11 protein-coding genes are annotated in these 12172 nt (G+C 51.0%); 5 read left to right on the top strand and 6 right to left on the bottom strand.

Going from position 1 to position 12172, the window contains the following annotated elements:
• Positions 1 to 9 precede the first annotated feature (9 nt).
• A complete protein-coding gene (locus tag EL309_RS09265; RefSeq protein ID WP_004283578.1) occupies positions 10 to 666 on the top strand; it encodes a YceI family protein in 657 nt (218 codons plus the stop codon).
• Positions 667 to 799: 133 nt separating this feature from the next.
• Here EL309_RS09265 and EL309_RS09260 read toward each other — a convergent pair whose 3' ends face one another.
• The 5 genes from EL309_RS09260 to EL309_RS09240 all read right to left on the bottom strand — a co-directional run bounded on the left by EL309_RS09260 (position 800) and on the right by EL309_RS09240 (position 3800).
• A complete protein-coding gene (locus EL309_RS09260; protein WP_004283579.1) occupies positions 800 to 1243 on the bottom strand; it encodes a DUF4149 domain-containing protein in 444 nt (147 codons plus the stop codon).
• A 254-nt stretch (positions 1244 to 1497) separates the two neighbouring features.
• The gene (greA, locus tag EL309_RS09255; RefSeq protein ID WP_004283580.1) at positions 1498 to 1974 is read right to left on the bottom strand and encodes a transcription elongation factor GreA; all 477 of its coding nucleotides are present in this window, start codon (positions 1972 to 1974) and stop codon (positions 1498 to 1500) included.
• Positions 1975 to 2366: 392 nt separating this feature from the next.
• Entirely contained in the window at positions 2367 to 3104 is a 738-nt protein-coding gene (gene ubiE, locus EL309_RS09250; RefSeq protein WP_004283583.1) for a bifunctional demethylmenaquinone methyltransferase/2-methoxy-6-polyprenyl-1,4-benzoquinol methylase UbiE, read from the bottom strand.
• A 36-nt stretch (positions 3105 to 3140) separates the two neighbouring features.
• Complete coding sequence (locus EL309_RS09245) at positions 3141 to 3563, bottom strand: gamma-butyrobetaine hydroxylase-like domain-containing protein (RefSeq protein ID WP_004283584.1); 423 nt, start codon at positions 3561 to 3563, stop codon at positions 3141 to 3143.
• A 9-nt stretch (positions 3564 to 3572) separates the two neighbouring features.
• Positions 3573 to 3800, bottom strand: coding sequence for a hypothetical protein (locus EL309_RS09240; protein WP_004283585.1), 228 nt, complete (start codon positions 3798 to 3800; stop codon positions 3573 to 3575).
• Between the two features lie 189 nt (positions 3801 to 3989).
• Here EL309_RS09240 and nadE point away from each other — a divergent pair, with 189 nt between their 5' ends.
• Both nadE and glnD read left to right on the top strand, forming a co-directional pair.
• Positions 3990 to 4787 carry an NAD(+) synthase gene (gene nadE, locus EL309_RS09235; protein ID WP_004283586.1) on the top strand — a complete coding sequence of 266 codons (798 nt, stop codon included), beginning with the start codon at positions 3990 to 3992 and terminating at the stop codon, positions 4785 to 4787.
• A gap of 60 nt (positions 4788 to 4847) precedes the next feature.
• Positions 4848 to 7412 carry a [protein-PII] uridylyltransferase gene (gene glnD / locus EL309_RS09230; RefSeq protein ID WP_040669731.1) on the top strand — a complete coding sequence of 855 codons (2565 nt, stop codon included), beginning with the start codon at positions 4848 to 4850 and terminating at the stop codon, positions 7410 to 7412.
• Between the two features lie 231 nt (positions 7413 to 7643).
• Here the strand turns inward: glnD and EL309_RS09225 are convergent, their stop codons facing one another.
• On the bottom strand, positions 7644 to 8990 hold the full coding sequence (locus tag EL309_RS09225) for a polynucleotide adenylyltransferase PcnB (protein ID WP_004283590.1): 1347 nt from the start codon (positions 8988 to 8990) through the stop codon (positions 7644 to 7646).
• A gap of 290 nt (positions 8991 to 9280) precedes the next feature.
• On the opposite strand from EL309_RS09225, the gene mnmA reads away from it, so the two are divergent.
• The gene (gene mnmA, locus EL309_RS09220) at positions 9281 to 10381 is read left to right on the top strand and encodes a tRNA 2-thiouridine(34) synthase MnmA (RefSeq protein ID WP_040669749.1); all 1101 of its coding nucleotides are present in this window, start codon (positions 9281 to 9283) and stop codon (positions 10379 to 10381) included.
• Positions 10382 to 10445: 64 nt separating this feature from the next.
• The gene (locus EL309_RS09215; RefSeq protein WP_004283592.1) at positions 10446 to 12116 is read left to right on the top strand and encodes an AMP-binding protein; all 1671 of its coding nucleotides are present in this window, start codon (positions 10446 to 10448) and stop codon (positions 12114 to 12116) included.
• The last annotated feature ends 56 nt before the right edge of the window (positions 12117 to 12172 follow it).

Raw genomic sequence — 12172 nt, 5'->3', positions numbered from 1 at the left:
GGAATATTTATGTTTAAACAATCATTAATCGTTGCCGCTTCTTTATTGGCTTTGGCAGCCTGCTCGCCGGCTAACGAAAGCGCACAAAACACACAACCTGTTGCAGAAGCTGCGCAAGCCGTTCCGCAAACCCCCGCCGATTGGGAAGTATCCAACGCAACCATCACATTCCTGAGCAGTAAAATCAACAAACAGCTGAACAGCGTTACCGAGCAATCACGCTTTACCGCCAGCCAAGCCGTGTTGGGTAAAGACGGCGGATTCAAAATGGAAGTGGATTTGAGCAGCGTAAACACCGGCATCGAAATCCGCGACCAACGTTTGAAAGATTGGGTTTTCGAAACCGCTAAATTCGCCAAAGCCAACGTAACCGGCACCGTAGATGTAGATGCCGTAAGCAAACTGGCCGTAGGCGAAACCATCAACCTGAAACAGCCTTTGGTGTTGGACATCCACGGCAAACAGCTGAATCTGGAAGCCGACCTGGCCGCACAACGCATCAGCGCAGACAAAATCATGGTCAGCACGTTAAGCCCCGTTTTGCTCGATATCAAAGCGATGGACATGGTTGGCGGCGTAGCACAGCTGGTTGAAGTAATGGGCTTAAGCTCTATCGTTGAGCAAGTTCCCGTGTCTTTCAATGCCGAATTTACCCGCAAAAAATAATCAGCCGATCCCTGCTGCAATTCCTTTTATCACAACAAAGGCCGTCTGAAATTTCAGACGGCCTTTACTTTGTCTTCAGCCGAACAAGCAGCGAAACCACTAAACATTTTACTGCTTAACCGATCCGACCGGATTAATACCAATCCAGCTTAACCAAACGGAAAACCAAACCTACAGCCAACAAACTGCACACCATGTAAATAATGCTGGACACGCCGTGCCACTGCCCGAAAGAGCCGCCAACCAAAGACAACAACCAATTACCGGTATTGTTTTTATATGCCTCGATAACCGGGCTGACCAAAAACTGGTTGACCGCCATCAAAGCCAGCAAAGCCGCCACAAATTTATTAGTATGCGTACGCATCAAGCTACGGCTCAACTCATGCCTGCCGATCAAATACACCAGCAGCCAAATAGCCAATCCGGTATAAGAAACAATGTCGAACATAAAGCCGGCCAGCTTACCCGCTTCCATTTTGGTCATATTTTGAAAAAGAACCGGAGCAAACAGATACCCCACGGACAATTGCAGACCCAACCACACCGCAGCCAGCACACCAGCCAACTTATTCATACATACTTCCTTCGTATTACATCATTCAAATAATCATTATTTAAATAACATATTGAAAAACAAAAACGAATCCGACGTTATCGCCAGCGGATTTGTTATATCGCGCACGACTCTCCGCACACAACAACATCAAATATTCCTTATATGAATACTACTGATTTCAACCTGACAATACAATGAAAATATAACAAAAGGCCGTCTGAAATACTTCAAAGGTTCAGACGGCCTCAAAATCAACAAAGTTGCAAAACAGATTAAATATATTCGATTTTCACAATATCGTATTCGCGGATACCGCTCGGCGCTTCCACTTCGGCCACATCGCCCTCTTCTTTACCGATCAAGGCGCGGGCAATCGGAGAGCCTACAAAAATTTTGTTCTCTTTGATATCGGCTTCATCTTCACCGACAATTTGGTATCTGGACTGCTCGCCGTTTGCCAAATCTTCGATGGTAACGGTAGCACCGAAAACCACTTTGCCTTCGGCATGAATCTCGGCAGGATTGATGATATGCGCCAAAGACAGCTTGTTTTCCACTTCGGCAATGCGGCCTTCAATAAAGCCTTGGCGTTCTTTAGCCGCCTCGTATTCCGCATTTTCAGACAAATCGCCGTGCGAACGGGCTTCCGCGATGGCTTCAATCACCTCCGGACGGGCAACACTCTTCAAATGCTGCAGTTCTTGTTTTAATAATTCGGCACCACGCACGGTCAACGGGATTTTTTGCATATTACATTTTTCTCCGTTAAGAACAATCCAAAGATTATTCTTATTTTCATAAATAAAAGTTCAAGCCGCCAATCTACAGGCGGCTTGAACATGGGTATGGGTTTGCAATTAATGGGGGCATTGTACCAAAACCCGACAAAATAGCAATGCCCCCATTATTTATTTAATTTATGACATTTCAGGATTTGCATATAAAAACCGCAAGCGCTTGTATTTTAATCGGCACACCAGTAAAAAATTCATATAAAAAATTGAAAATTTTAGATTTTTTCGGAAAGAGTCAAATGCAATCTGGCCAAAACACAAATGCCGTCTGAAATAAAAAACCAAACCCAACCGGGTTTGGTTTGATAGGGCAAAGAGGCCGTCTGAAAATAATACGGCCCGCTTTTTTAAAACTTCACGCCTTTATGCAAAGCTACGATACCGGCACTCATATTGTGATAATCCACACTGTCGAAACCGGCATCATACATCATCTGTTTCAAGGTTTCCTGATCGGGATGCATGCGGATGGACTCGGCCAAATATTGGTAACTGTCGGCATCTTTGGCAATCAATTTACCCATCAGCGGCAGCAGTTTGAACGAATATAAGTCATAAGCAGGCGCAAGCGGCTTGTAAACTTTGGAAAACTCCAATACCAAAAGCGTACCGCCCGGCTTCAAAACGCGATACATCTCTTTCAATGCGGCATCTTTATGCGTCATGTTACGCAATCCGAAAGCCACCGACACCAAATTGAAATAATTATCGGGGAAAGGCAGCTTTTCGGCATCTGCCAAAGAAACAGGCAACACCAAACCTTCATTCAACAGGCGGTCACGGCCGACGGTCAGCATAGACGAGTTGATATCGGTCAGCCAAACCTCGCCTTCCTTACCGACACGCTTCGCCCAACCGCGCGACAAATCACCCGTACCGCCGGCAATATCCAACACCTTATCGCCTTTATTCAGGCGTGCGGTATTAATGGTGAAATGCTTCCAAACTCGGTGCAGACCTGCCGACATTACGTCATTCATAATATCGTAGTTGCTGGCTACCGAATGGAATACTTCGGCCACTTTGCCTGCTTTTTCCTCTTCATTAACGGTTTTAAAGCCGAAATGGGTTTTATTGTCGCTCATTAGATTTCCTAAAATATTGACCTGCCGACCAGAATATCAATGCTTGCCGCAGCCGCCCGAACCGCAAGTGCGTTCCGCCGTATCCGGTTCGCCCGGCAAAGGAAGACGGGATGCGCCTGCCTCTTCGATTCTACGTAAATAATCTGCCCACATTGTATCGTATTCGTGCGCGAGTTGGTACAGATAATCCCAATCGTAGAGACCGCTGTCGTGGCCGTCTGAAAAAGTGAGTTTCAAAGCGTAATTTCCCACCGGCTCCACCGATAAAATCACGACTTCGGCCTTGCCCGTCTGCAATACTTCCCTGCCTTTGCCGTGACCGCGCACTTCGGCGCTGGGCGAATAAACGCGCAAAAATTCCGCAGGCAGGCTGTGCTGTTTGCCCTCGTACACCAAAGTCAGCGCCATTCTGCTGTTTTGCAGACGGATTTCTTCGGGAATCTGTGTCTTCATATCCATGCTCTCAAATTAAGGTTTCTGCTTGCGCAGCCATGCTACTCTGACGCTGAATATGCCGCCCAAAACGGCAAAAAACAGCAAAACATACAAAACCATCCGTGCAAACAGCAAACGGCTTGCCGCACCGTTTTCCGAAGGCCATAACGACAAAGCGATAAACACGGCAAACGCCAGCAACATCAAAGCAATACAGAGATAGGCATAGCGCGTGTGCTTACGGATTTTTTCCTGATTCATGATAACGGTCGGCAGCAGATGAAAATGAAGGTGTTATTTTACCAGCAGCCCGAATGCTTCTGCATTTTTTATCCGACGGCTTCAAGGCCGTCTGAAAATAATGCACCCTTCCCCGTTTTCATAACGGGTGTTTTCAGACGGCCTCAAATCAAGCTATATTAATGTTTTACCGTTTATCAAGGAAACATCATGCAGACTCAAGCCATTATCGACCATATTGTCGGCTGGTTGAAAGATTACGCGGAAAAAGCCCGCGCCAAAGGTTTTATTGTCGGCGTATCCGGCGGCATCGATTCTGCGGTGGTGTCTATTTTGGCAGCCAAAACCGGCCTGCCTACTTTATTGCTGGAAATGCCGATACGCCAAAAAGCCGACCAAGTCGACCGTGCGCAAGATCACATCAAAGATTTGAGCCGCCGCTTTAGCAACGTGCGCGGCGAACGCATCGACCTGACGCCGACTTTCGATACGTTTGCCGAAACCGTCGAAGTTGACGAATCCGCCTATCCCAACAAACAGCTGGCATTGGCCAACGCCCGTTCGCGCCTGCGCATGGTTACGCTTTACTACTACGGCCAAATCAACGGCCTGCTGGTTACCGGAACAGGCAATAAAATCGAAGACTTCGGCGTCGGCTTCTTCACCAAATACGGCGACGGCGGCGTAGACATCAGCCCGATTGCCGACCTAACCAAAACCCAAATTTACCGTTTGGCCGCCGATCTGGACGTTATCCAATCCATTCAAGATGCCGTGCCGACCGACGGACTGTGGGACACGGAGCGTACCGACGAGCAACAGATGGGCGCAAGCTATCCCGAATTGGAATGGGCCATGGAAGTATACGGCAAACAGCAACCGGAAGATTTCACCGGACGCCAACGCGAAGTTTTGGAAATCTACACCCGCCTGCACCGCGCCATGCAGCACAAAATCAATCCGATTCCCGTCTGCACCATTCCGCCGGAACTGTTTCAATCCCGATAAACAAACACACACAAACCATATACAAACCGTGAGGCCGTCTGAAAATTTAAAGGCAAAACAATGCAGAACCATTTATCCGCCATTGTGCAAAAATTTCATCAAGACAAACAGCAAGCCGTTGAAACCTACCGCCGCAAACACCAGCCAGCAGTATTTTTCGAGCAACACTGCCAAGCCGTAGAATCTGCTCTGCAAAGCCTGTGGCAACATTTTTTTTCAGACGGCCTCTTATGTCTGATGGCAACCGGCGGCTTCGGACGCGGCGAACTGTATCCTCACTCCGATTTGGATTTAGCGATTGTTTCCGAACAAACGCTGACTGCCGAACAGCAAGAAAAAACCGCCGCCTTCGTGCAAACCTTATGGGATATGCAATGGGTTCCCGCCGTCAAAAGCGGCAGCATAGACGAACTGTGCGGCAGTATCCGTGAAGACATTACCGGCGACACCGCCTTTCTCGAAGCACGTTTTCTGTGCGGCAACCGCCTTCTGGCCGAACAAACACTGCAACGCATGAATCTGCAACGCGACACCGCTTCCTTTATCGAAGCAAAACTGGTCGAAATGCAGCAGCGCCACGCCAAACACAAAGGCTCGGGCGCAGTATTGGAGCCTAATATCAAAACCTGCCCGGGCGGCATGCGAGACATCCACACCATGCTGTGGCTGGCCAAGGCACAAGGCCTGGATACCCAAATCTACGCCTTGGTTTCACAAGGCATCATCACCCGCGCCGAAGCCGGCATGCTGGTCAACTGCCACAAACAATTGGCCGCAATCCGTATCGAGCTGCACCTTACCGCAGGCCGAGCCGAAGACCGCTTGGTTTTCGACCTGCAGCGCAAAGTCGCCGAAAGCATGGGCTGGCAAAACGAACTGCCCCATATACAAAGCGAAAAACTTATGCACATTTTCTACCGTGCCACCAAAGCCGTCAAACAGCTCAACGGTATTCTGCTGCCCATGCTGCGCGGCCGCGTATATTCGGTTATCCACCGCACCGTACACGACATAGATAACGACTATTACCAAATCGGCGACCAAATCGCCGTTAAAGACAAAACCCTGTTTGCCAAACAGCCGACACACATTTTCAAAATCATCGAAATTCTGCAAAGCCGCAACGACATTACCACACTTGCCCCCAAGACCCTGCGCGCCTGGTGGGCGGCCACCCACAAAATCAACCGCCGTTTCTACAACAATCCCGACAACCGCCGCCGCTTTATCGGCTTTTTCAAACACGGCACCGGCCTGACCCACATCAGCCGTTTCCTCAACCTTTACGGCGTTTTGGGACGCTATCTGCCCGCCTGGGGAAAAATCGTCGGCCTGCTCCAACACGACCTGTTCCACATCTACCCGGTCGACAACCATATCCTGATGGTGCTGCACAATATGCGCCGTCTCGCACTCGACGCACACAGCCACGAGCTGCCTTTTGCCTCATCACTGATGCAAAGCTTCGATAAAAAACACATTCTCTATCTGGCCGCTTTTTTCCACGATATCGCCAAAGGCCGCGGCGGCGACCATGCCGTCGAAGGCATTGCAGACGCCCGACAGTTTGCCGACGACCATTTTCTCACCGACGAAGAAAGCAGCCTGCTCACATGGCTGGTTGAAGATCACCTGCTGATGTCGGCCACCGCACAAAAAGAAGACATTCAAGACCCGGATGTCATCCGCCATTTCGCTTCCCGAGTCAAAACCCAAGAACGCCTGACCGCACTTTATCTGCTCACCGTTTCCGACATACGCGGCACCAATCCCAAATTGTGGAACAGCTGGCGCGCCACGCTGCTGGAAAACCTGTTCCACGCCACCTCCCACTATCTCGCCGGCGGCGGCAACGGCAGCCGAAGCAACATCACCGGACGCCGGCAACAGCAGGCTTCCGCCATGCTCGAACGCGTCGGCATCGCCGAAAAACAACAGAAAAAGCTTTGGCAGGCACTCGGCCCCGCTTATTTCGTTCGGCACGAACTTCAGGAAATCCTTTGGCACACAGCCAATCTGGTTCACGACATCGAAGCCCCGCAGGCACGCAGCCGCCTGCTGTCGCAAAGCCAAACCCTGCAAGTCATGGTATTCATGCCCAACGGCCCGCGCCTGTTTGCCGGCTTATGCCGGATTTTCAGCCGTCACGGCCTGGATATCTTGGCCGCGCGCGCTTTCGTTACCGAACACAACCACATTCTCGACACCTTCATCGTCCAAATACCGCCGCAACATGCTCATGCCGACTACCCGAATCTGCAAAGCGCACTCGAAGCCGAACTAAACAGCTTTATTCACGGCTACCGTTCCGACGATGAAGACCCACCCCATGCGGGCCGCAGCCGCCGCAGCCGCCACCTGCCCATTGCCCCGGGCGTTACCTTGATGCCGGAAGAAGACTATCCGGGCTGGTACACATTGGAAATCGTCGCCGTCAACCGCCCCTATCTGCTCGCCAACATCGCCGAAGTGCTGTCCGACCAAAACATCAGCCTGCGCTACGCCAAAATTTCCACTTTGGACGAACGCGTAGAAGATACGTTTGTCATATACAGCACCCGACTCGACAATCCGAAAAACCAACTGGCATTAAAAGAAGCCCTGCTCGAACAACTGAACCGCTGACCGCTTTCAGCAACACAGTAAACCGATTGCGGTCAAATCAATATGAAAGGCCGTCTGAAATTTTCAGACGGCCTTATCTTTAATATCCTCTTTTATCAAAATCCAATTCACTCTCAAACAACTTTTCCGGCAATCAAACCGAGTTTCGATAAAAACAAAGCATAAGATCAAACCACTGACACACAAAAGGCCGCCTGAAAATTCAGACGGCCTGATGATTTCGGCCAACGCTTAAACAGCTTCTGCCGCTTTCGGCCGGCGTACCCGTCGTCTGCGTTTGGATTTAGGCTTGTCTGCCGAAGACGTTTTACCTCGGCTTTCACTTAAAGTCATTTCATTGCGTCTGCCATCATCGGCATGCTGAAATTCGTTCCACCAGCCCACCAACGACGCATCAACTTCGCCCAATTGCTCGCGCAATACCAGAAAATCATAAGCGGCACGGAAACGCGGTTGCGCCAGCAAACGATGCGGCCGCGCACCTTTCTTATTGTCAAACTGAGGTTGCAGCTGCCAAATCTCCCGCATGGTTGCGGAAAAACGCTGAGGCACACCCCAGCCTTTTTCCAAATCGTTACGCAAATCGGCAATGGCATTATTCAGTGCAAACGAAGCCTTCATGCCTTGCGACTGATAATCCGCCCAACGTTTTTCCAACTGCGGCCACAATACCGCTGCCAAAACAAAACCTACCGAAACCGTTTTATCCGCACGCAGCCGTTCATCGGTGCTGCGCAATGCCAGCGACACCATATTCTTACCGCCCGCATCGGCGGACAGCAGCGCATCGAGCAAAGGATGGATATTGTCAGAAATCCCCAAATGCTTTAGCTGTTTCAAGCACTTGCGTGCATAACCGGAAAACAGCAGCTTCATGATTTCGTCAAACAGCCGAGCCACCGGCTCCTGTTTCAGGCGTTGGGCATAATGGGTAATCGGCGCAGCGGTTTTTTCTTCCACTTCGAAACCGAGTTTTCCCGACAAGCGCACGGCACGCAAAATCCGCACCGGATCTTCTTGATAACGCGCAGCAGGATCGCCGATCATCACCAATTTACCGGCTTGAATGTCGGCCACGCCGTGATGAAAATCGATAATCTGCTCGCGCGTCGGATCATAATACAAAGCATTGCATGTGAAATCGCGACGCATGGCATCTTCGGCAATCGTGCCGAAATGGTTGTCTTTCATAATGCGGCCGTGTTCGTTTTGCACGACTTTGCCGTTTCCTCTAAACGTAGTCACTTCAATCGTTTCCGGCCCCACCATCACATGCACAATCTGAAAACGGCGGCCGATAATACGGCTGCGGCGGAACAATTTGCGCACTTCTTCCGGCTTGGCATTGGTTGCCACATCGAAATCCTTAGGCTCCATGCCCAACAACAAATCGCGCACCGCACCGCCTACGACATAGGCCTCAAAACCCTCGTTCTGCAAACGCTGTATCACTTTCTCGGCGGCAAAACTGATCATATCCGCCCGGATACCGTGCTCCCCAACGGAAAAGACCTGCTTCTCCGATTTCCGTTTGGCAACTTTATCCGGCCAAACTTTATTTAACCATTGTTTCAACATTCTGAATTCCAAACTCTAACAGGCCGTCTGAAACTCGGCGGTTTCTGCTGAAACCTTTGCAGGGCTGTCTGCATGGAAACAACCCTGCAAAGGTTTCAGACGGCATCATTGTCAAAAACGCGTTATTATACAGAAACATCAACGTCAGACCGAATTTTCAGACGGCCTCTTTGAATTATCCGGCATTTACCCGACATTCCTGTCGCTTTCCGGCAGCCATGCAGCCTGCAAAGCAAATTATGCTAAAATTCCAACCATTTCATTATCACTGCAGCATCTATTTAAATTTCATGAACCATTCCGAACCCCAAAACATCATCGTCGGCCTATCCGGCGGCGTTGATTCCTCCGTTACCGCGTACCTTCTCAAAGAACAAGGCCATCAAGTGCGCGGCGTTTTCATGCAAAACTGGGAAGACGACGACAACGACGAATATTGCAGCATCAAACAAGACTCGTTTGATGCCATCGCCGTGGCCGACATCATCGGCATCGACATCGACATCGTCAACTTCGCCGCCCAATACAAAGACAACGTATTCGCCTACTTCCTCACAGAATATTCGGCAGGCCGCACGCCCAATCCCGACGTATTGTGCAACGCCGAAATCAAATTCAAATGCTTTCTCGACTACGCCATCGAACAAGGCGCAGACGTGATCGCCACCGGCCACTACGCCCGCAAAGAAGTGCGCAACGGCGTGCACTACCTGCTCAAAGGTCTCGACAACAATAAAGATCAAAGCTACTTTTTATACCGCCTCAAACCGCACCAGCTCCAACGCGCCATTTTCCCGCTCGGCGACTTGGAAAAACCTGAAGTGCGCCGCCTCGCCGCCGAAGCCGAGTTGCCGACCGCCGCCAAAAAAGACAGCACCGGCATCTGCTTTATCGGCGAACGCCCGTTCCGCGAGTTCCTGCAACAATACCTGCCCACCGACAACGGCGATATGGTTACGCCCGAAGGCAAAAAAGTAGGCGGACACGTCGGCCTGATGTTCTACACCATCGGCCAGCGCAAAGGCTTGGGCATCGGCGGCGCGGGCGAACCGTGGTTTGTTGCCGGCAAAGATTTGACCCGCAACCAATTAATCGTCGTACAAGGCCACGACCACCCGCTGCTCTACACCAAGAGCCTGACCATGAACGATTTAAGCTGGACACTGCCCGAACGCCCCGCCGAAGGCCGCTACACCTGCAAAACCCGCTACCGCATGGCAGATGCGCCGTGCGAACTACGCTACATCGACGACGAAACCGCCGAGCTGCTGTTTGACGAACCGCAATGGGCCGTTACCCCCGGCCAATCCGCCGTACTCTACGACGGCGACGTATGCTTGGGCGGCGGCATCATTACGGCTACCGACAAACCCGTTATCATTACAAAATAACAGTCAGGCCGTCTGAAAAGCCAACCTGATTTTCAGACGGCCTCACAACAAGGAAACTCACTTTATGGAAAAAATCTGGCTCCAAAGCTACGAGCAAGGCATCAATGCCGAAATCGACACCGAACGCTACAACTCGATTATCGAAGTGTTTCAAGAAAGCGCCGGCAAACACAGCCATCTGCCTGCTTTTCAAAACATGGGCAAAACCCTCACTTACGGCGAAACGTCCAAGCTGATTACCGATTTTGCCTCGTTTCTGCAAAACACCCTCAAACTGCCGCGCGGCGAACGCGTTGCCATCATGATGCCCAACCTGCTGCAATACCCCGTCGCCCTTTTCGGCGCATTGAAAGCCGGCATGATCGTGGTCAACACCAATCCGCTTTACACCCCGCGCGAACTCGAACACCAACTCAACGACAGCGGCGCGACCACCATCGTGGTGCTGGAAAATTTCGCCAACACGCTGGAACTGGTTTTGCCGCGCACCAAAGTGAAAAACGTGATTGTCGCCACTGTCGGCGACATGTTCGGGCTGAAAGGCAAATTGATGAACTTTGTGGTACGCAAAGTCAAAAAAATGGTGCCCGAATACCGCATCGCCAACATCATTCCTTTTCAGACGGCCTTAAAACAAGGCGCGGCGCATCAGTTCACGCCCGTAGCACTTACCCGCGACGACACCGCCTTTCTGCAATACACCGGCGGCACCACCGGCGTGGCCAAAGGTGCCATCCTCACCCACGGCAACATCTGCGCCAACATGCAGCAAGCCGCCGAATGGATTAAAAACTTATTGGAACCCGGCAAAGAAATCGTGATTGCCGCCCTGCCGCTGTATCATATCTTGGCCTTAACCATTAACCTGATGATCTTCACCCAAGCCGGTGCCAAAATCCTGCTGATTACCAATCCGCGCGACATGAAAGGCTTTATGGGCGAATTGAAAAAAGAAAAAATCAGCGTATTCATCGGCGTAAACACCTTGTTTAACGCCATGGTCAACCGCCCCGAACTGGCCGAAATCGACTTTTCCGCCCTCAAACTCACCCTTGCCGGCGGCATGGCCACCCAAAAACCCGTGGCCGAAAAATGGAAAAACATCACCGGCACGCCGATTGTCGAAGCCTACGGCCTCACCGAAGCCAGCCCCGGCGTATGCTGCAACCCACTCAGCATTCCTTCCTACACCGGCAGCATCGGCCTGCCCGTACCTTCCACCGAAATCGAGCTGCGTGATGCCGACGGCAAAGAAGTGCCGATAGGACAACCCGGCGAAATGTGGGTGCGCGGCCCGCAAGTGATGAAAGGCTATTGGAACCGCCCCGAAGAAACCGCCAAAACCATCGACAGCCGCGGCTTTCTCGAAACCGGCGACATTGCTGTTGTCGACGAAAAAGGCTGGTTCAAACTGGTTGACCGCAAAAAAGACCTGATTGTCGTTTCCGGCTTCAACGTTTATCCCAACGAAATCGAAGAAGTGGTCGCCCATCACGACAAAGTGCTCGAAGTGGCCTGTATCGGCGTAGCCAGCGAAAAAACCGGCGAAGCGCTCAAACTTTTCGTTGTGAAAAAAGACCCTTCGCTTACCAAAGAAGAGCTTATCGCCTTCTGCCGCACCGAGCTGACCGCCTATAAAGTGCCGAAAGACATCGAATTCCGCGACGAATTGCCTAAATCGAACGTCGGCAAAATCCTCCGCCGCGAACTGCGCGAAGAAGCCAAACAAAGTTAAATCACCGAGGCCGTCTGAAATTTTCAGACGGCCTTCCGTTTCCCTGTTGTTTCATC

Source organism: Neisseria weaveri (assembly GCF_900638685.1).
Classification (GTDB): Bacteria; Pseudomonadota; Gammaproteobacteria; order Burkholderiales; family Neisseriaceae; genus Neisseria; species Neisseria weaveri.
Note: the sequence above shows the minus strand (reverse complement) of the source record. Positions and strands in the feature narration are given on the sequence as shown.

Coding starts and splice junctions, on each gene's coding strand:
- EL309_RS09265 (WP_004283578.1), top strand. CDS start 10: ATGTTTAAACAATCATTAATCGTTGCCGCTTCTTTATTGGCTTTGGCA.
- EL309_RS09260 (WP_004283579.1), bottom strand. CDS start 1,243: ATGAATAAGTTGGCTGGTGTGCTGGCTGCGGTGTGGTTGGGTCTGCAA.
- greA (WP_004283580.1), bottom strand. CDS start 1,974: ATGCAAAAAATCCCGTTGACCGTGCGTGGTGCCGAATTATTAAAACAA.
- ubiE (WP_004283583.1), bottom strand. CDS start 3,104: ATGAGCGACAATAAAACCCATTTCGGCTTTAAAACCGTTAATGAAGAG.
- EL309_RS09245 (WP_004283584.1), bottom strand. CDS start 3,563: ATGGATATGAAGACACAGATTCCCGAAGAAATCCGTCTGCAAAACAGC.
- EL309_RS09240 (WP_004283585.1), bottom strand. CDS start 3,800: ATGAATCAGGAAAAAATCCGTAAGCACACGCGCTATGCCTATCTCTGT.
- nadE (WP_004283586.1), top strand. CDS start 3,990: ATGCAGACTCAAGCCATTATCGACCATATTGTCGGCTGGTTGAAAGAT.
- glnD (WP_040669731.1), top strand. CDS start 4,848: ATGCAGAACCATTTATCCGCCATTGTGCAAAAATTTCATCAAGACAAA.
- EL309_RS09225 (WP_004283590.1), bottom strand. CDS start 8,990: ATGTTGAAACAATGGTTAAATAAAGTTTGGCCGGATAAAGTTGCCAAA.
- mnmA (WP_040669749.1), top strand. CDS start 9,281: ATGAACCATTCCGAACCCCAAAACATCATCGTCGGCCTATCCGGCGGC.
- EL309_RS09215 (WP_004283592.1), top strand. CDS start 10,446: ATGGAAAAAATCTGGCTCCAAAGCTACGAGCAAGGCATCAATGCCGAA.